This window comes from Hyphomonas sp. GM-8P (genome assembly GCF_003263315.1).
Lineage (GTDB): Bacteria > Pseudomonadota > Alphaproteobacteria > Caulobacterales > Hyphomonadaceae > Hyphomonas.
In genome coordinates this window covers 15,174-34,154 of record NZ_AWFE01000138.1, presented here as the reverse complement: position 1 = coordinate 34,154, position 18,981 = coordinate 15,174, and the positions used below count along the sequence as shown (strand labels likewise).

Here is an 18,981-nt window from a genome sequence, read left to right as displayed (position 1 = left end):
GGAGCGGCCGGCAGGAATGCTTCGCGGCCTGACAGTCTCCACGATCGTGCACGCGTCCGTCCTTGCGATGGCGGTCTTGTCATGGCCGCACCAGAAGTCGGATTGCGACAAGATGATCGAGCGCCTCCAGAAGGAGGAACCGGGCCTCGCCCCGGTCGATATCCTGATGCGTATCCCGCAATGCGCCAGCGCAATCGACGTGCCGATCGACTTTGTCGAGATTGGCCTCGTGACAGACATCGCCCCGGTCCAGAAGGCCGAGGAGCCGCAGGAAGAAGAAGAGGCCGTCCCCGAAGAGGTGGAAGAGGTGCCGGAACCTCCGCCTGAGGAGGAATCGGCCCCGGAAGAGGAAGAAGTCGTCATTCCGGACGAGGAAGCCGAACCGGAACCGGAGCCTGCGCCAGAACCTGAAAAGAAAGAGCCGCCGCCCAAGAAGGAAGAGCCCAAGCTGATCGAGAAGCAGAAGCCCGAGGCCTCTGACGATCTCGACTTTCTGAATGAGTTCGAGGACATCCTGAAGGACAAGGCGCAGGACGAACGCCGCAAGCCGCGCGAGGAAGTTCCACCGCAGATCAACAAGCCGGTGCTGCGCGATGCCCAGGAAACCCGCCCCGGTGCAGGGGAGCGCCGCGGCAATACCGCTTCGCTCCAGGCCGCCATGCGCCGTCAGATCTATGCCTGCTGGCGCGGCGTGTCCGACCTTCCGAAGGAAGACCAGATTGACGTCCAGATGCGCGTCACGCTGAACCTCGATGGCACGCTGAAAGGCAATGTTGAGCTGATCAGTCCGCGGTCCCGCCCGATCGGCCGTTCCGGCATTGCCGTGGACGTGGCGTTGCGTGCGGTCCGCAAATGTGCCCCTTACCAATTGCCCGAAGACGATTATGACCTGTGGAAAGACATCAATGTCACCGTCAGCCCGACCCAGCCCTAACCCCGTTCAAAGGAGGAATCCCATGACCCGCCTGCTGCTTGCCCTGGTGATGGCCTTCACCGCCGCCATCGGACTTGCGCCGAACGCCTCGGCCGAACTCAAAGTGCTGGTTGAAGGCAGCGGTAATTTCAAACCGACGCCGCTGGCCATTCCGGACTTTGAAGTCCGCGGCGGCACCAATGCCGACCTCGCCCGCCAGATTGCTGACGTTGTGCGCAACGACCTCGAATCGACCGGCCTGTTCGAAATGCAGAACCCGGCCTCCTTCATCCAGAAGGATCTGTCGATCGACGTTCAGCCGCGTTTCGCTGACTGGAAGATCATCAAGACCGACGGCCTTGTCGTTGGCGCCTTCGAGGAACTGCCCGATGGCAAGATCGCCGTCTCGTTCCGCCTTTGGGATGTCTATGCCGGCGATGTCATGCGCATCAACGGCCAGCCGGGTCGCCGCCTGACCACGACGCCGGACAACTGGCGTCGCATCGCACACAAGATTGCCGATTCGATCTACACCCGCCTGACAGGTGAAGACCCGTATTTCGACACGCGGATAGTCTACATTGCCGAGACTGGCCCAAAGCTGAACCGTGTGAAGCGCCTCGCCATCATGGATTCCGACGGTGCCAACCAGCAATACCTCACGCCCGGCACGAACACGGTGCTGACGCCGCGCTTCAGCCCCTCGGCGCAGGAAATTACCTACATGTCGTACGAGGGCGGACGGCCGCGCATCTATCTCTTCAACATCGAGACGGGCCGCCAGGAACTGCTGGGCAATTTCCCGGGCATGACCTTCGCCCCGCGCTTCACGCGCGATGGCGAGAGCGTGCTGCTGACCCAGGCAGAGCGAGGTAACTCCGATCTCTACATCATGAACCTGCAGACACGGCAGTCGCGCCGCCTGACCGACCACCCGGCGATTGATACCTCGCCGTCGATGTCGCCGGACGGCCGCGCCATCGTGTTCACGTCAGATCGCGGCGGCAGCCCGCAGCTCTATATCATGAACACGGACGGATCCCCGCGCACCTGCCCGTCGGGGGGCCGCGATGTTGCCTGCCGGATCACCTTCAACAAGGGCCAGTATTCGACTCCGGTGTGGAGTCCGCGCGGCGACCTCGTCGCCTTCACCAAGCAGCTGGGCGGCAAGTTCTATATCGGCGTGATCGGCACAGATGGCACCGGCGAGCGCCTGCTGACCGAAGCCTATCTGGACGAAGGTCCGGACTGGTCGCCGAACGGCCGTGTGATCGTTTATTTCCGCGAAAGCCGTCCCGGCGCAGGCCCGCAGCTCTGGTCGGTCGACCTTTCCGGCCGCAACGAGCGCCGCCTGCAGACCCAAACCGAGGCATCTGACCCGGCCTGGTCGCCGCTTCTGCAGTAATCTGCTGATTATTCTACAGGTTTCGCCCCCGATTCTTCGGTCGGGGGCGTTGCTTTAGGGAGACAGCACGAAAATCTTTGTGTAAAAGGCCACACGCAGCAGCTTGCGCCCGATTGTTGCCGGAATTCGGCCCGATTGTGGAAGCACCACCGGTCGTTCGCCGGCTGCTGGTAATACAGAGGCCGCAAGGCGTCACCAAGCTCAGGACATCCAGGGGAGTCTGACTGAATGAAATCTTATCTCAAAATCTCCACAGCAGCCGCTGTGCTTATCGCCCTCGGCGCCTGCGCATCGCAACCCGAGCCGCCGCCGCCGGTCGAAGAAGCACCGCCGGTAGAACAGCCAGCACCGCCTCCGCCGCCTCCGCCGGCACCGGTGGTCGAAGAACCGACTGGCCCGGCACCGGGTTCGCTTGAAGATTTCCGCGTGAACGTGGGTGAGCGCGTCTATTTCGATCTCGACGAATACCGTCTGGACCCCGACGATCAGGAAATCCTGAAGCTGCAGGCCGCATGGCTGCAGTCCTATCCGTCGGTCCGCATCATGGTCGCCGGCAACTGCGACGAGCGCGGCACGCGTGAATACAACCTCGCCCTTGGCGAGCGCCGCGCTTCGGTCGTGAAGGATTATCTGGTCTCGCTCGGCGTTGATCCGTCGCGCATCGACACGATTTCCTACGGCAAGGAACGTCCGATCGCTGCCGGTTCGGACGAAGCTTCCTGGGCTCTGAACCGTAACGGGTTCACGCAGATTGTTTCGGGCACCACCAGCTAACGAAACATTTCAAATCAGCAATACGCAGCCGGGTGCCACATTGTGGCCCCGGCTGTTTTGTTAGGAGCAGGGAATTTGTGCGCCCCCCTGTCTCTGTTTTCATCATGAAAGGCATGTCCATGAACATCCGCACCGCATCTGTTCTCGCAGGTGCATCGCTCATCCTGCTCGGCGCCTGCGCGTCCAAGCCGGCCCCGATCACCGAAGGCACCACCGAAACCGTGGTCGAAGACTTCCAGACCGTCGATACCGGCGATGTCGATGACGGCACCGTTGGCCAGATGGCACAGGCTCCGGCCCTCGGCGACCGCGTTTATTTCGACCTGGATGGCGATTCGCTCGACGGCGACGACCAGTCCCTGTTGAAACAGCACGCCCTGAAATACACGCAGGACCCGTCGGTCCGCGTCCTCGTTGCCGGCAACTGCGACGAGCGTGGCACGCGTGAATACAACCTCGCCCTTGGTGAGCGCCGCGCCGCCACCGTGAAAGACTATCTTGTCAGTCTCGGCATCTCGCCGAACCGCATTGACACGATCTCCTACGGCAAGGAACGTCCGATCGCGGCCGGCTCCGATGAGGCTTCCTGGGCCATGAACCGGAACGGGTTCATCCAGGTCGTTTCGCCGAACAGCTGAAGCCGGTTGCCCTTTCAGGGCACCTGATTCACAAAGAATTTGCAGCCGGGTGCCATATTTTGGCCCCGGCTGCATTACTATGGTCGCGCAAAATCCGGAGACATTTGCTCATGTTCAAGACCCCGGCCCTGGCACTTGCCAGCTTCCTGCTTATTGCTGCGCCCGCTGTTGCCCAGCGTGGCGCCCCGATCACGCAGGGCACGACAAGCCTCGATCTGGCTGACCAGATTGCCCAGGCCCGCCAGCTGAGCGCGGACACCAAGGTACAGGTCAATGCCGTGTCCAGCGACCTGATGACCCTGACGGGCCGGGTCGAGACGCTGGAATTCCAGCTGCAGCAGGCCCGCAACGACAATGAGACGCTGGTCAATGACAATGAGGCCCTCGCCCGCGAGATCAACGCCCTGAAGAATGAGCTGCGCGCCCAGTCGCGCGCCATTCAGGACCTGCAGGCCCGGTCGCTCGGCATGGATCCTCCGGAAGGGGAAGCGGCCTCCAGCCTGTCCGATTATCCGGGCGCGGCTTCATCGGATCCGTACGCGGCGTCGGCCGCGCCAGCTGCGACTTCACCGGCGCCGCAATCCATGACCGGCGGCATGTCCCGCACCGCGACCGTGGAACCGGAAACCTCCGGCCCGAAACGTCTCCTGCCGCGCTCAGGCGCCACGGAAGCCGCAGAAGGCCCGGCCGCGATCGACACGACGCCCGCCAATGCCGTCCCGCCCGGCGCACCGCAGGGCTCGCTCGGCACCCTGCCGGCCAGCGCCCTTCCGGGAGAAGCCGGTCCGCTGTTTGCCGCCGCCAAGGCGAAACTGGTCCAGTTCGACTATGCTGGCGCCGAACAGGCTTTCCGCGCCTTCCTCGATGATTTCGGCAACGATCCGCAGGCCGGCGAAGCGCATTACTGGTTGGCCGAGTCGCTTTACCAGCAGAAGGCCTATGCCGAATCCGGTGCGGCCTACACAACGATGATCCGGTCGTATCCGGATGATCCGCGTGCCCCGGACGCGCTGGTGAAACTTGCCCGGTCGATGCGTCTCATTGGCGACAAGGACAAGGCTTGCGTGGCCCTCGATACGCTGCCGAAGCGCTATCCGAACGCTTCCGGCGTGACGCGGGATCTGGCCGCCGTCGAACGGACCCGCTCAGGTTGCGACAATTAGAGGCCCCCTCAGTCCCGGAGGGCCTGACGGAGTCATTTGACCAGCTATGCCGCTTTGCTGCGGGGCCTGTCTGCGTTGCGGTCTCCGGGGGAGGGGACTCGCTTGCCCTCCTGCTGATTGCGGCGGACTGGGCCCGGAAAAGCGGACGCAGCGTCCTTGCATTCACCGTGGATCATGGCCTGCGCCCCGAAGCCGCCGATGAAGCCCGTTTCGTCGCCGGTGCCGCCGCCCGGCTGGGCGTTGCGCACCGCATGCTGCGCTGGCAGGCGCCCCGCGCCGGTCAGGCAAAGGCCCGGATGGCCCGCCACGACCTGCTTTCCGCTGCTGCCCGTGAAGCAGGCAGCGTGATGATCCTCACCGCGCATACAGAAGATGATCAGGCAGAAACCTTTCTGATCCGCGCCCGGGCTGGTTCCGGCTGGTACGGGCTGGCGGGCATCCAGCCGCTGTCCCTGTCGCCTGCAGAGACGCATGGCGTGCCGGTTTTCCTGGCCCGCCCGCTGCTAGCCATACCGCGCGCTGCCCTGCGGGACCTGCTGCGTGCCAACGGGCAGGACTGGGTCGAGGATCCGTCGAATGACAATCCGGCCTATGAGCGCGTCCGCATGCGCCGTCTGCTGGCTGCTGACCCGGCCCTGCGTACGCGGGTGCTGGCCATCCAGGACAGACTGCAGCTGTTGCGGCAGGTGCAGGACCGGGCGCTGGCCCGCTGGCTGTCGGAAGAGGTCGAGACCCGCCCGGACGGGACGCTGAGAGCGCCCCTGCCGCTGCCGCCGGGCGAACGGGGAGACCGGGCGCTCGCCGCCCTGATCACGCTCGCCAGCGGCCGTACACGGCCTGTGCGATCCGATGCCTTGTCCCGGCTCACACACCGCATTGCGCACCCCGATACGTTGCGGCCGGCAACCCTCGGCGGTGCGGCCGTCTGGATCAAAAACGGGAACCTCAAAGCGGTCGCGGAACACAAGCTGCCGCCAGAGCAGGTTAACGCAATCCCTGCGCGACTTTCGGCCATGGTCACCGCCTGTTTAGGTGAAATGTGAGATAAAATGTCCACGGCGCAGCTAAAGAGTCGTTTTTCGGCCCCGGTGGCCCTATGTTATCTGTCGAGAAGCTTTCCAAACTGAGAGAGATGAAATGAACGTTCGGAACCTGGCCATTTGGGGTGCAATCGCGCTGCTCGTCATTGGTATGGCGGTCGCGATGGGCGGAAATCCCGAAACCGCCAGTGCCAAGCGCGCGAAACTCTCCGAAATCTACACACTCGTCGACAATGGCCAAGTGGCGGAAGCCACGCTGGGCGATGACCAGATCATCGTGAAGACCACCGATGGCAACACGATGGTCAGCGAGCTGCGCGCTCTCGACATGAGCACGCAGGACTATCTGCGCGACCACAATGTGCCGTTCACGGTGGATGCCGACAGCGGGCGCAACAATTTTGCCTCGCTCCTGTTCTCGATCCTGCCGATCCTGCTGATCGTCGGCTTTGTTTTCTTCATGATGCGCCAGATGCAGGGTGGCGGTGGCCGCGGTGCGATGAGCTTCGGCAAATCGCGTGCCCGCCTGCTGACCGAAAAGCATGGCCGCGTTACCTTTGACGACGTCGCAGGCGTCGATGAAGCCAAGGAAGAGCTGCAGGAGATCGTCGAATTCCTGCAGGATCCGTCCAAGTTCCAGCGCCTCGGCGGCAAGATCCCGAAAGGCGCGCTGCTGGTCGGCCCGCCCGGGACCGGTAAGACGCTGCTGGCCCGCGCCGTGGCCGGTGAAGCGGGGGTACCCTTCTTCACGATTTCCGGTTCGGACTTTGTCGAAATGTTCGTCGGCGTCGGTGCCAGCCGTGTGCGCGACATGTTCGAACAGGCCAAGCGCTCCGCGCCGTGCATCATCTTCATCGACGAGATCGACGCGGTCGGCCGCTCCCGTGGTGCCGGCCTCGGCGGCGGTAATGACGAGCGCGAGCAGACGCTGAACCAGCTGCTGGTCGAGATGGACGGCTTCGAAGCCAATGAAGGCATCATCCTGATCGCCGCCACCAACCGTCCGGATGTTCTGGACCCGGCGCTGCTGCGCCCCGGCCGTTTCGACCGTCAGGTCACCGTCGGCAATCCGGACATCATGGGCCGCGAAAAGATCCTGCGCGTTCACATGCGCAATGTGCCGCTGGCCAAAGACGTCGACGCGAAGACGATTGCGCGCGGTACGCCGGGCTTCTCGGGCGCCGACCTTGCGAACCTCGTCAACGAGGCTGCGCTGCTGGCCGCCCGCCGCGGCAAGCGCGTGGTTGCCATGCAGGAATTCGAGGACGCGAAAGACAAAGTCCTGATGGGACCGGAGCGCCGCTCCATGGTCATGTCCGAGAAGGAAAAGGAACTCACCGCCTGGCACGAGGCCGGTCACGCCATCGTGGCCATGAAAGTGCCCGCCGCGGATCCGGTTCACAAGGCGACCATCATACCGCGCGGCCGCGCGCTCGGCATGGTCATGCAGCTGCCGGAAGACGACAAGCTGTCCATGTCCAAGGTCGAGATGACGTCACGCCTCGCCATCATGATGGGCGGCCGTGTTGCGGAAGAGCTGAAATTCGGCGACGACAATGTCACCGCCGGGGCCGCTTCCGACATCCAGCAGGCAACCCGTCTGGCGCGCGCCATGGTCACCCGTTTCGGCCTGTCCGACACGATCGGTCCGGTGGATTACGGCTCGGACCAGGGCGATGTGTTCCTGGGCCAGCAACTCGTGCAGGCGAGCCACGTCTCGGAAGAGACGTCCCGCAAGATCGAGGAAGAAGTCCGCAAGCTGATCCAGACCGGCATGGACGATGCCCGCCGCATCATGACCGAGTGTCATGATGAATGGTCTGCCATCGCCAATGGCCTGCTCGAATACGAGACGCTGACCGGCAGCGAGATCACCGATCTCCTGGACGGCAAGCCGCCGACCCGTCCGGACCTTGGCGCCGAAGACATCGGCCCGTCCTCTGCTGTCCCGGCCATCGGCAAACGCCGCAAGCCGAAGGATGAGGGTGGCGAGCCCACGGGCGACCCGGAACCGAACCCGGCCTGATCTGCAGGAAAATCCTGAATTGAGGCGCTGCCATGCCGGCAGCGCCTTTTTTCGTCGCCTGGCCCGGGTTCGAATTGTCGCGGGGGTAGACTGGCGCAATCGAAATACAGTCTTGCTGTACCTCAAGGATTGCTGCACTGCAGCATTTTGGTTTCTAAAGGGCATCATTCGGTCGGAACAGTCAGGCAGGCGGGAGGGCGCAATGCCCATCAAACCGGTAGACATCGTCCTCTCCAACGGAGTGGAAGTCATTCTGCGCCCGGCCGGGCCGGAGGATGAACCGCGGTTCGAGCATATCGTGGCGAACATGTCGGAAGAGTCGCGTTACCTGCGCTTCTTCTCAGGCGCCAAGGTCATTCCGAAATCGATTATCCACGCGCTCGCCGATGCGGACGGGCACCGCCACATCGCCTGGGCGGCGGCACTCAAGAACGAGCCGGGCCAGCCTTTTATCGCCGCGGCCCACGCGATCCGCACCACGAATGAACTGGAAGAAGCCGAGCTCGCCATGGGCGTACTGGACGCCTATCACGCGCAGGGCCTGTCCCGCATGCTGATCGCTTGCGTGGCGCTCTGCTGTCATGCTGAAGGGATCATCACGCTGGAAGCGGAGACGCTGCCGGAGAACCGCAAGGCCAACAGCCTGTTCAAGGCGCTCGGCGGGCATGTGATCCGGCCGATGCCACCGACCACGATGTGGCAGTTCCATGTCGGCGAACTGATCAGCGTGCTGCGCGCCATGGAAACCCCGCGAGGGCTCCGCGAGGTGTTCCGGATCAATGGCGCGGAAGACGAAGGCCTGACGGACGAGTCTTAAGAGACCCGTTCCACCATCATGTGCTTGATCTTGGCGATGGCCTTGGCCGGGTTCAGGCCTTTCGGGCAGACCTGCGCACAGTTCATGATCGTGTGGCAACGATAGAGCTTGAACGGGTCTTCCAGATCGTCGAGGCGCTCGCCGGTGGCTTCGTCGCGGCTGTCGATCAGCCAGCGATAGGCCTGCAGCAGGGCGGCCGGGCCGAGATACTTGTCGCCATTCCACCAGTAGGACGGGCAGGACGTCGAGCAGGAGGCACAGAGGATACACTCGTAAAGGCCGTTCAGCTCTTCGCGGTCAGCCTCGGACTGTTTCCATTCCTTCTCCGGCGCTGGCGTGTCCGTTTTCAGGTACGGCTGCACATAGGCGTGCTGGGCATAGAAGTTCGTCAGGTCGGGGATCAAGTCGCGCACCACCGGCTGCGAGGGCAAGGGGCTGATCGTGATCACGCCCTTCGGCAGGTCGTCGAAGCCCTTGGTGCAGGCGATCGTGTTGCGCCCGGCAATGTTCATTGCACAGGAACCGCAAACGCCTTCCCGGCACGAGCGGCGGAAGGCCAGCGTCGGGTCGATATTGTTCTTGATGTAGAGCAGGACGTCCAGGATCATCGTCCCGGCCTTGTCCATGTCCACCCAATAGGTGTCCCAGCGCGGATTGCCGCCTTCTTCCGGATTGTAGCGATAGATCCGGAACTGGCGGAGATTGGTCGCGCCCTGCGGCTTCGGCCAGGTCTTGCCTTTGCGGACCGTGGAATTCTTGGGAAGCGTAAGCTGTACCATGTTCGTGCGGTCCTCTTAGTAAACCCGGGCCTTCGGCTCGATGTAGCTGATTTCGTTCGACATCGTGTAGTCGTGCACAGGGCGGTAATCGAGCGTCACCTTGCCGGTGCCATCGTTCCACGCCAGCGTGTGCTTCATCCAGTTTTCGTCGTCGCGGTCTGCAAAGTCCTCGCGGGCATGGGCGCCGCGGCTCTCTTCGCGCGTTGCCGCGCCATTCACAGTAACGGCCGCCTGGGCGAGGAGGTTGTCGAACTCGAGCGCTTCGACGAGGTCGGTGTTCCACACCATGGTGCGGTCCTGGACATCGATGCCCGGCAGTTTCTTGTAGACTTCCTCGATCGCGTCGACGCCTTCCTTGAGAACGTCGCCGGTGCGGAACACGGCGCAGTTGCTCTGCATGGCGCGCTGCATTTCGAGGCGCAGCTTGGCGACCGGCTGGTCACCGGATGCGTTGCGGAACTTGTCGAGGCGGGCGAGGTGGCTGTCGGTTGCGCCTTTCGGCAGTTCCGGCTGCGTGGCGCCGGCAATCGTCGTCTCACCGCAGCGCAGGCCTGCTGCGCGGCCGAACACGACCAGATCGATCAGAGAGTTGGAGCCAAGGCGGTTGGCGCCATGCACCGACACGCAGGCCGCTTCGCCAACGGCCATCAGGCCCGGCACGACCGAATCCGGATCGCCGTTTTTCTTGGTCAGCACTTCGCCGTGATAATTCGTCGGGATGCCGCCCATATTGTAGTGGACCGTCGGCAGGACCGGGATCGGTTCCTTGGTGACGTCGACACCGGCGAAGATTTTCGCGGTTTCGGAAATGCCCGGCAGACGCTCGGCCAGCACTTCGGCGCCGAGGTGCTCGAGGTGCAGGTGGATGTGATCCTTTTCCGGGCCGACGCCACGGCCTTCTCGGATTTCCACGGTCATGGCGCGGGAGACGACGTCACGGGAGGCGAGGTCTTTCGCGCTGGGGGCGTAGCGCTCCATGAAGCGCTCGCCTTCGGAGTTGGTCAGGTAACCGCCTTCACCGCGGGACCCTTCAGTGATCAGGCAGCCCGACCCATAGATGCCGGTCGGGTGGAACTGCACGAATTCCATGTCCTGAAGCGGCAGGCCGGCGCGCAGCACCATGGCGTTGCCGTCGCCCGTGCAGGTGTGGGCGGAGGTACAGGAGAAGAAGGCGCGGCCATAGCCGCCGGTGGCGAGGATGACTTTCTGGGCACGGAAGCGGTGCAGCGTGCCGTCATCCAGCTTCCAGGCTGTGACACCGCGGCAGGCGCCTTCCTCGTCCATGATCAGGTCCATGGCGAAGTACTCGATGAAGAACTCGGTCTCCTCACGCACGCACTGGCCGTAAAGCGTGTGCAGCATGGCGTGGCCGGTCCGGTCTGCGGCGGCGCAGGTGCGCTGCACCGGGCCCTGGCCGAAGTCGCGAGTCATGCCGCCGAAGGCACGCTGGTAGATCTTGCCTTCCACGGTCCGCGAGAAGGGCATGCCCCAGTGCTCAAGTTCGTAGACAGCCTGCGGGGCATTCCGCGTCAGGTATTCGATGGCGTCCTGGTCGCCCAGCCAGTCAGACCCCTTGACGGTGTCGTACATGTGCCAGCGCCAGTTGTCCTCGCCCATATTGCCGAGAGAAGCGGCAATGCCGCCCTGCGCTGCAACTGTGTGCGAGCGGGTCGGGAAGACTTTGGTGATACAGGCGGTGCGCAGGCCAGCCTGGGCCGCGCCGAGGGCGGCGCGCAGGCCGGAACCGCCCGCGCCGACAACCACGACATCGTATGTATGATCGATCCAGTTATAGGTGCTCATGTTCTAACTCTCCCGCGGCGTCGCTTACGCGCCCGCGCCAATCCACAGTTTCAGGACCGAAAGGGCGATGGCCGCAAACAGTGCGATACAGGCGAAGCTGTTCAGGATCAGCAGCGCCGAGCGCATCCCCGTCTTCGCAATATAGTCTTCAATGACCACCTGCATGCCGAGGCGCATATGGTATACGGTCGCGCCGGCCGTAAGGATCAGCAGGATCGCCGGCAGCGGCTGCGAAATCCATTCGATCGCAGCCTTTTCACCGCCCTGGACGGCGTTGATGATCGAGAACAGGAACCACGGCACCAGAAATATGAGGGCAATGGCCGATACGCGCTGGCCGATATGGTGATGGGTGCCGGATTTGGCGGAGCCGAGGCCGCGGGCGGCTTTGGTCGGGGTCAGGAACTGGCTGTTCGACATGGGTCTCTGCCTCCTACAGTCCGGCGGCGGCGAACCAGATGGCGGCCGCGCCCAGAATGGCAAATGCGTAGTTGAAGACGGAAACGGCGCTGGCCCGGCCCGGATCGAAGCCGATATTTGGGCCGTCCCAGAGCAGGTGGCGGATGCCGTTCACGAGGTGGAACAGGACAGCGACCGTCCAGAGATAGAGGATGACGCTTCCGAACCAGGAGAAGAGGATCCCCTCGATGGCGTCGTAACACTCGGCACCGGTGGCCAGAGCGATGATCCAGCCGGCGATCAGGAAGGTGCCGAAATAGAGGGCAACGCCAGTGATGCGGTGGGTGATCGAAGCGGCCATGGTGACATGGGGGCGCCAGACCTGGAGGTGAGGCGACAGCGGGCGGGCATCAGCCCCGGACGATCCTGACATGCGAAGGACACCTTCCGATGAATGGTAAGAGTTTCACTCAAGTGCTTGGCTTGCGGTTCTAGGAGTCTCTATGATCCTGTCAACGCACGGCGCGTCATGGAGTGACAATATGAAACGATTTCTGTGGGTTGTGGCCCTGTTTCTGATCACACCTGCGGCACTGGCGGATCCGATGGATGCCTTGGTCGCCGAATATGAGGTGTATGTGCGTGACGTTTACCCAGAGGAAGCGGCACGTGCCGCTGGGGAAGCGCCATCGGCCTGGGGAAAAGTGACACCCGAAGCCATATCTGAGCGGGCGGCGAGGGCGCAGGCGCTGCGCGATTCGATTGCGGCCCTCGAGACGGACCGGACCACCGATCAGGCCATTCTCGAACGTCTCCTGTCGGCCGACATCGATGATGCGCGCTTCGACACCCCACGCATCCCGTTCACCGGTGACTGGGGCTTCCAGGCCGAACCCATCTTTGCGGCGATGCAGACCACGATCACCAGCGAAGCCGAAGGCGAGGCGTGGATTGCGCGCCTGAACGATGTGCCGCGCTATTTTGCCGAAAACGTCGCGAACATGCGCCGGGGGCTCGCCACTGGCTGGGTGGCCCATGCCGATCCTTTGAAAGTGTCGACCGACCAGATCCGCGAACAGATCTCAGATGATCCGAGTGCGAGCGGACTGTACGTTCCGTTCCTGAACCTGCCTGCGGGCATGGACCCGGCCGTTGCCTCCCGGCTGAGAACGGATGGGCTGACCGCCGTTGCCAATGCGATCTCGGCCTATCGCAAGACACTTGCCTTTATCGAGGAAGACTATGCGCCTCACACACGGGCAGGGGCCGGTATCGCGGAATTGCCGGGTGGCCTGGACGCCTATGCGGCGGCAGTCGAGCATCACACGGCCGGCGCCGGTTATTCCCCGGAAGAGATCCACACGCTCGGCGAGGCCGAAGTCGCCCGTATCCGCGCCGAAATGGAGGCCATCCTTCAGGAAATCCATTTTGAAGGCGATTTCCAGGACTTCCTCGATTTCCTGCGCACCGATCCGGCCTTCTATGCAAAGACGCCTGAGGAACTGATGAGCCGGGCGAAGGAAACAGCGGCGAAGCTGGATGCGATCCTGCCCGACTATTTCGGCAAGCTTCCGGAGCATTGGTATGATGTGGAGCCGGTACCGGCCACGATTGCGCCGGGCTACACGTCCGGGCGGTACGTGGAAGGCGATCCGCAGGAAAACCGGCCCGGCATCTATCTGGTCAATACGTACGCGCTGGACCAGCGGCCGCTCTATGAGCTGCCAGCCCTTTCGGCGCATGAGGCTGTGCCGGGGCACCATCTGCAGATCATGCTGGCGATGGAAATGGAAGGCCAACCGCGTTTCCGCCAGCAATACTACGCTACCGCCTTCGGCGAAGGCTGGGGACTCTATGCCGAACACCTGGCGATGGAGGCAGGCCTGAACGAGACGCCCTATGAACGTTTCGGCGGCCTCTCGATGGAAATGTGGCGCGCCTGCCGGCTGGTCGCCGACGCAGGGCTGCACTGGTATGGCTGGACCCGGGAAGAGGCGGAGAAATGTTTCAACGAAAACTCTGCGCTCGCGCCACTGAACATCCAGAATGAAGTCACCCGCTATATGGGCTGGCCGGGGCAGGCGACGGCCTACAAGATCGGTGAACTGAAAATCCTGGACCTGCGTCATCAGGCCGAAGAAGCCCTTGGTGATCAATTCGACATCCGCGCATTCCACGATGCGGTACTGTCGCAGGGCGCTGTTCCGCTGGACGTGCTAGACCGCCAGATACATGACTGGATCGACGCGCAACTGGCGCCTGCACCTGTCGCGCTCGTGCCCTGATTGCGACAGCCATTTAAATTTGTTCCGGGCAGGCTTGTCTCGCCCTGACCGGCACGCCAAATGGGCGGGCCATGTTCCGCTTCTTTGAACACCGCCTCGCTCCTTTTCCGGACCAGCTTCTGGATGTGCCGCCGGACGGCTTCTGGCCTTTCGTCCGGTATTACATCCGTGATGCTGTGCCGTGGCTGGCGGTCACGGCAGCCCTGACTGCGCTCATCGCCGTGGGAGAGGTAACCCTGTTCGGTTTCCTTGGCGGGATCGTCGATTGGCTGTCCTCCGCTGACCGGGAGGGTTTCCTTCAGCGCGAAGGCCCCCGGCTCGCCTTCATGGCGGGTGTGGTGCTGGTTGCCCTGCCGCTCGCGACACTGATCCATGCGCTGATCGTCTACCAGGGCCTGATGGGCAATGTGCCGATGAGCGCGCGCTGGCGAATGCACCGGCAGATGCTGGGCCAGTCGATGAACTTCTTCGGCAACGAATTCGCCGGCCGCGTCGCAACCAAGGTGATGCAGACCGCGCTCGCTGTACGCGAGGCGGTGATGAAGATCCTCGACGTTTTCGTTTTCGTGGTTGTCTATTTCATCTCGGCACTGGTTCTGGTGGCCTCGTCCGACTGGCGCCTGATGCTGCCATTCCTCCTGTGGGGCGGGCTCTACTGCCTCGTCATGGCCTGGTTCGTTCCGCGACTCGGCAAGGTGGCGGAAGAGCAGGCCGATGCGCGCTCTGTCATGACCGGGCGTATTGTCGACAGCTACACCAATATCCAGACCGTCAAACTGTTCGCCCATGCCGGACACGAGGAAGCCTATGCGAAGGACAGTATGCAGGGCTTCCTGCAGACGGTGTACCGGCAGATGCGCTACGTCACTGGTTTCAATGTGGTCGTCTATCTCAACAATTCGCTGCTGGTTTTCCTGGTCGGCGCGATAGGCATCTATTTGTGGATGGGTAATCTGGTCGGGGCAGGCGCCGTGGCAGCGGCGATCGGTCTGACGCTGCGGATCAAGTCCATGTCGCAATGGATCATGTGGGAAGTCGCAGGCCTCTTCGAGAATATCGGCGTGGTCTATGACGGGAAGGCCATGCTCAACCGTCCGGTTGCCGTGGCCGATGCGCCGGATGCGGAAGACCTGCCGCGCGGCGTGGGAGCAATCGAATTCCAGGATGTCTCCTTCCACTATGGCAAAGGGTCAGGCGTGATCGAGAACTTTTCCCTCTCCATCCGGCCGGGCGAGAAAATCGGCCTCGTCGGCCGCTCCGGCGCAGGCAAGACGACGCTGACAAACCTGCTGCTACGCTTCTATGAAACCGAAAGCGGCGCCATCCTGCTGGATGGGCACGATGTCTCTCACGTGACGCAGGATTCGCTCCGGGCACAGATCGGTGTGGTGACGCAGGATACCTCGCTCCTCCACCGGTCGATCCGCGAGAACATCGCCTATGGCCGGCCGGGCGCCAGCGACGCCCAGATCCTGGCAGCGTGTGAGAAAGCCGCCGCGCTGGATTTCATCAACGATCTTGAAGATTCAAAGGGCCGGCGCGGTCTCGATGCGCATGTCGGCGAGCGCGGCGTGAAACTCTCCGGCGGCCAGCGCCAGCGGATCGCCATTGCGCGTATCTTCCTGAAGGATGCCCCGGTGCTGATCCTCGACGAGGCGACCTCGGCGCTCGATTCCGAGGTCGAGGCCGTGATCCAGGAAAAACTGTTCGAACTCATGGAGGGCAAGACGGTGATCGCCATTGCCCACCGCTTGTCGACCATCGCCGCGATGGACCGGCTGATCGTGCTGGATAAAGGCCAGATCGTGGAGCAGGGGAGCCACGCCGATCTTGTCGCCGCCGGCGGGCTCTATTCCGAGCTCTGGGCGCGCCAGTCCGGCGGGTTCCTGGTCGAACCGGGTGAGGCAGACAGCGAAGTTGCGGCGGAGTAGGGCCTCATGAAACTGACCATTATCGAAACCGGCCTCGTGCCGGAGCCGATCCGCGGCGACTTCGAGGATTATCCGGCCATGTTCCGCCAGATGATGGCAGGCGTCGGCCAATATGAATTCGAGACCGTCTCGGTGATCCAGAACCAGCCTTTGCCAGCGCTGGACACGCTGGAAGCGGTGATGATCACAGGGTCTCCCGCCGGCGTTTACGACGACGAGGCATGGATCGGTCCGCTGGCCGATTTCGTTCGTGCGGGCGCTGCCGCGGGTGTGCCGCAGGTCGGCATTTGTTTCGGTCACCAGATCATGGCCGAAGCGCTGGGCGGCAACGTCGTGAAGTCTGAGAAAGGCTGGGGCGTCGGGCGGCACACTTACGATGTCGTGGCCTGTCCGGGCTTTATCAAAGAGGCGTGCCCGCCCACCGTTTCAGCGGCTGTCAGCCACCAGGACCAGGTCGTGTCCCTGCCGCCGGGCGCGGAAGTGATCGCGGCGTCGGATTTCACGCCGTTCGCAGGTCTGTACTATCCGGAGGCGCCGGCGCTCAGCTTCCAGTGTCATCCGGAATTCGCCGATCGCTACTCTGCGGCACTTTATTCCCTGCGCCGCCCGCGCCTCGGCGAAACCTTAACGGATCAGGCGCTGGAATCCCTTGAAATCGAAGGCGATCACACCCGTCTGGCGCGCTGGACGGCGGAATTCCTGAACGCACACCGGCGCAGGCGTTAACGATTTGAAATTGGTGTGAAACCTGCATCCGGTTGCGGAAACATGTGCAACAGTGTTCAACACGCGCACACAATCCGTGGAGATATCCGACATGATGCCGAAACCGCTCGCCAACATCGCTCCGAATACGTTCGAGTTCGAAGTGCTGCCACTGGTGAAACCGACAGGTTTTCGCGAATATGATGCCCGTTGGTGGTTCAACGGTATCGGCAAGGAAAAAGCCCCGGAGCTGAACCTCACGGGTGTTCAGGCCCTCGGCCTGGGCATGGCGACGCTGTTCCACGAACTGGGTGTCGAGCCGAAAGTGGTCACCGGCCATGATTTCCGCTCCATCAGCCAGCCGATCAAGAATGCCCTGATCCTGGGCCTGACGCAGGGCGGCTGCGAAGTGATGGATGTCGGCCTCGCGCTTTCACCGATGGTCTACTGGAGCCAGTTCGAACTGGATGCACCCTGCTGCGCCATGGTCACCGCCAGCCACAATGAAAATGGCTGGACGGGCGTAAAGATGGGCGCGAACAAGCCGCTCACTTTCGGCCCTGAAGAAATGGGCCGCCTGAAGGAAATCGTCATGGGCGGCGCCTTTGTCGAACGCGAAGGCGGCAAGCACTACCGTGTCGAAGGCATCCGCGAGAAATATATCGCATCCGTCTCTGATGGCGTGAAACTGTCCCGTCCGCTGCGCGTGATCGCAGCTTGCGGTAACGGCACGGCAGGTGCCTTTGCGCCGGACGCACTGCGCGCCATGGGCGCTGAGGTCATCGAGATGGACTGCAATCTCGACATGACCTTCCCGAAATACAATCCGAATCCGGAAGATTCCGAAATGCTGCACGCGATGGCCGCAGCCGTGAGGGAGCATGGTGCAGACGTTGCGCTCGGCTTTGATGGCGACGGCGACCGCTGCGGTGTTGTCGACAATACGGGCGAGGAAATCTTCGCTGACAAGATCGGCCTGATGCTGGCCCGCGATTTGTCGAAACAGTATCCGAACGCAAAATTCGTGGTCGATGTGAAATCGACCGGCCTCTACAAGACTGATCCTGTACTGAAGGAAAACGGTGCCACCGTCGATTATTACAAGACCGGACACTCCTACATCAAGCGGCGCACGAACGAGCTTGGCGCGCTCGCGGGCTTCGAGAAGTCCGGCCACTTCTTCTTCCGTCCACCGATCGGGCTCGGCTATGACTGCGGCCTCGTTGCTGCCAAGGCCGTGCTGCAGATGCTGGACCGCAACCCGGGCAAGACGATGGCGGAACTGAAAGGGGAACTGGGCACGGCCTGGACCTCGCTCACCATGTCGCCGCACTGCGATGACGAGACCAAGTACGGCATCGTCGACAAGATGGTCGAAGAATATCAGGGCCTGAACGGCACGGAGATTCTTGGCCGGAAAGTGGTCGACGTGAATACTGTCAACGGTGCCCGCGTGACACTGGAAGACGGCTCCTGGGTTCTGGTGCGGGCGTCATCCAACAAGCCGGAACTGGTCGTCGTGGTCGAATCCATGGCCAGCGAAGCTGACATGAAGGACCTCTTCCACAAGGAAGTGAAACCCCGCCTCGGCAAGCACCCGGAAGTTGGCGCCTACAACCAGGAAATCTGATCGGCCGTCTCTGATCAGCTGCCAGCGGGCGGCATGCCCATTTTGGCGCCTGCGGCATCGTCGATTTCTTCGGCGCGCTTCCAGGCGGGACGGGATTCGAGCCGGCTCCAGTATTCCGCCAGCGCGTCGTGCGGCGGGACGGAGCCGAACTGCAGTCCCCAGCCGATCTGGGCGCCGAGGTATACATCCGCTGCGGTAAACTGGTCGCCGCACAGATAAGGCGATGCGTCAGAAGCGGCCTTCACCAGCACGTCATACATGGCGTCGAAATCGCCATAGCCAGCCATTATCTTCCGGTCTTCAGCGACCGTAAAGCCGAGCGCCCGGTTGGTCACGGCGGATTCGACGGGGCCCGCTGCGAAGAACATCCAGCGGTAATAGGCCCCGCGCTTGTCCACCGGCGGCGCAAGCCCGGCTTCCGGGAAGGCATCCGCCAGATAGGCGCAGATCGCGGCGCATTCAGTCACCACCTGGTCGCCATGAACAATCGCGGGGACCTTGCCCATCGGATTGATGGCAAGGTATTCCGGCGCCTTCATCGTGCCGCCATAGGTGAGGTATTCCACGTCATAGGGTGCGCCGACTTCCTCCAGCATCCAGCGGGCGATCCGGCCGCGGGACATCGGGTTGGTATACAGTTTCAGACTGATCATGCGCCCCTTCCATTTGTTCA

Annotated in this window: 17 protein-coding genes; 12 read left to right on the top strand and 5 right to left on the bottom strand. The window is 62.7% G+C overall.

The genetic code is table 11. The features are described 5' to 3' along the window. Positions 1–16: 16 nt before the first annotated feature. From HY26_RS18140 to HY26_RS18105, 8 genes are all read left to right on the top strand, one after another. The gene (locus HY26_RS18140) at positions 17–934 is read left to right on the top strand and encodes a cell envelope integrity protein TolA (protein WP_051599480.1); all 918 of its coding nucleotides are present in this window, start codon (positions 17–19) and stop codon (positions 932–934) included. A gap of 22 nt (positions 935–956) precedes the next feature. After that, positions 957–2,318, top strand: a complete 1,362-nt coding sequence (gene tolB / locus HY26_RS18135) for a Tol-Pal system beta propeller repeat protein TolB (protein WP_034761134.1) — start codon at positions 957–959, stop codon at positions 2,316–2,318. 228 nt (positions 2,319–2,546) lie between these two features. After that, positions 2,547–3,092, top strand: a complete 546-nt coding sequence (gene pal / locus HY26_RS18130) for a peptidoglycan-associated lipoprotein Pal (protein WP_034761138.1) — start codon at positions 2,547–2,549, stop codon at positions 3,090–3,092. Between the two features lie 113 nt (positions 3,093–3,205). Next, on the top strand, positions 3,206–3,730 hold the full coding sequence (pal, locus tag HY26_RS18125) for a peptidoglycan-associated lipoprotein Pal (RefSeq protein ID WP_233351686.1): 525 nt from the start codon (positions 3,206–3,208) through the stop codon (positions 3,728–3,730). A 110-nt stretch (positions 3,731–3,840) separates the two neighbouring features. Beyond that, positions 3,841–4,893 (top strand): tol-pal system protein YbgF, encoded by a 1,053-nt coding sequence (ybgF, locus tag HY26_RS18120; RefSeq protein ID WP_112074286.1) that lies wholly within the window; start codon positions 3,841–3,843, stop codon positions 4,891–4,893. Next, the gene (tilS, locus tag HY26_RS18115) at positions 4,791–5,936 is read left to right on the top strand and encodes a tRNA lysidine(34) synthetase TilS (protein ID WP_112074285.1); all 1,146 of its coding nucleotides are present in this window, start codon (positions 4,791–4,793) and stop codon (positions 5,934–5,936) included. Before ybgF ends, tilS begins: the two co-directional genes overlap by 103 nt. A gap of 94 nt (positions 5,937–6,030) precedes the next feature. Continuing rightward, positions 6,031–7,959 carry an ATP-dependent zinc metalloprotease FtsH gene (gene ftsH, locus HY26_RS18110; protein WP_034761143.1) on the top strand — a complete coding sequence of 643 codons (1,929 nt, stop codon included), beginning with the start codon at positions 6,031–6,033 and terminating at the stop codon, positions 7,957–7,959. 202 nt (positions 7,960–8,161) lie between these two features. After that, the gene (locus HY26_RS18105) at positions 8,162–8,776 is read left to right on the top strand and encodes a GNAT family N-acetyltransferase (RefSeq protein ID WP_051599488.1); all 615 of its coding nucleotides are present in this window, start codon (positions 8,162–8,164) and stop codon (positions 8,774–8,776) included. On the opposite strand, the gene HY26_RS18100 is transcribed toward HY26_RS18105, so the two are convergent. From HY26_RS18100 to sdhC, 4 genes are read right to left on the bottom strand one after another with little or no spacing between them, the layout of a single operon-like run. Continuing rightward, positions 8,773–9,555 carry a succinate dehydrogenase iron-sulfur subunit gene (locus HY26_RS18100; protein WP_034761147.1) on the bottom strand — a complete coding sequence of 261 codons (783 nt, stop codon included), beginning with the start codon at positions 9,553–9,555 and terminating at the stop codon, positions 8,773–8,775. The two genes, HY26_RS18105 and HY26_RS18100, sit on opposite strands and share 4 nt — an antisense overlap. Before the next feature lie 15 nt (positions 9,556–9,570). Next, positions 9,571–11,358 (bottom strand): succinate dehydrogenase flavoprotein subunit, encoded by a 1,788-nt coding sequence (gene sdhA / locus HY26_RS18095; protein WP_112074284.1) that lies wholly within the window; start codon positions 11,356–11,358, stop codon positions 9,571–9,573. A 24-nt stretch (positions 11,359–11,382) separates the two neighbouring features. Then, positions 11,383–11,778 carry a succinate dehydrogenase, hydrophobic membrane anchor protein gene (sdhD, locus tag HY26_RS18090; protein WP_034761155.1) on the bottom strand — a complete coding sequence of 132 codons (396 nt, stop codon included), beginning with the start codon at positions 11,776–11,778 and terminating at the stop codon, positions 11,383–11,385. Positions 11,779–11,791: 13 nt separating this feature from the next. Continuing rightward, positions 11,792–12,190 (bottom strand): succinate dehydrogenase, cytochrome b556 subunit, encoded by a 399-nt coding sequence (sdhC, locus tag HY26_RS18085; RefSeq protein WP_112074283.1) that lies wholly within the window; start codon positions 12,188–12,190, stop codon positions 11,792–11,794. A 109-nt stretch (positions 12,191–12,299) separates the two neighbouring features. Between sdhC and HY26_RS18080 the strand changes: the two genes are divergently transcribed. The 4 genes from HY26_RS18080 to HY26_RS18065 all read left to right on the top strand — a co-directional run bounded on the left by HY26_RS18080 (position 12,300) and on the right by HY26_RS18065 (position 18,308). Further along, a complete protein-coding gene (locus HY26_RS18080; RefSeq protein WP_233351685.1) occupies positions 12,300–14,042 on the top strand; it encodes a DUF885 family protein in 1,743 nt (580 codons plus the stop codon). Between the two features lie 71 nt (positions 14,043–14,113). Next, a complete protein-coding gene (locus tag HY26_RS18075; protein ID WP_112074282.1) occupies positions 14,114–15,973 on the top strand; it encodes an ABC transporter ATP-binding protein in 1,860 nt (619 codons plus the stop codon). A 6-nt stretch (positions 15,974–15,979) separates the two neighbouring features. Continuing rightward, entirely contained in the window at positions 15,980–16,699 is a 720-nt protein-coding gene (locus HY26_RS18070) for a type 1 glutamine amidotransferase (RefSeq protein ID WP_034761168.1), read from the top strand. A gap of 94 nt (positions 16,700–16,793) precedes the next feature. Continuing rightward, positions 16,794–18,308, top strand: coding sequence for a phosphomannomutase/phosphoglucomutase (locus HY26_RS18065; protein ID WP_034762271.1), 1,515 nt, complete (start codon positions 16,794–16,796; stop codon positions 18,306–18,308). Positions 18,309–18,322: 14 nt separating this feature from the next. Here HY26_RS18065 and HY26_RS18060 read toward each other — a convergent pair whose 3' ends face one another. Beyond that, a complete protein-coding gene (locus HY26_RS18060) occupies positions 18,323–18,961 on the bottom strand; it encodes a glutathione S-transferase family protein (protein WP_112074281.1) in 639 nt (212 codons plus the stop codon). Positions 18,962–18,981 lie beyond the last annotated feature (20 nt).